Origin of the sequence: Pseudoalteromonas sp. T1lg75, assembly GCF_002964705.1 — a bacterium.
Taxonomy (GTDB): Bacteria; Pseudomonadota; Gammaproteobacteria; order Enterobacterales; family Alteromonadaceae; genus Pseudoalteromonas.
The window spans coordinates 1-309 of the sequence record NZ_PQCD01000023.1; the positions used below are offsets into that span (position 1 = coordinate 1).

At 46.3% G+C, this 309-nt stretch carries 1 protein-coding gene; it reads right to left on the bottom strand.

The genetic code is table 11. The annotated features are described in order from the left end of the window. Positions 1-30 precede the first annotated feature (30 nt). Positions 31-309, bottom strand: a 279-nt coding sequence (locus tag C2M36_RS06715) for an IS3 family transposase (protein WP_158678866.1), incomplete at its 5' end; no start/stop codon positions are given.

The following is a 309-nucleotide window of genomic DNA, read 5'->3' on the forward strand; positions in this document are numbered from 1 at the left end:
TGGTCTTCCCCATCAAAAGTAGACAGGTTATTACGCAAACCGTTGCTCATACTCCAGCGGGCTGAGATAGCCTAACGCAGAGTGACGTCGTTTGCGGTTATAAAATATTTCAATGTATTCAAACATACAGGATTTAACGTGTTGTATCGAGTGGAATTTCTCGGCATAAATCAGCTCAACTTTGAGGCGACTGAAGAAGGATTCCATCACCGCATTATCCCAGCAATTGCTCTTTCGGCTCATGCTTATTATCGCGCCCGATGAACGCACTAAATCCTGATAGGCCACCGCACGGTACTGCACGCCTCT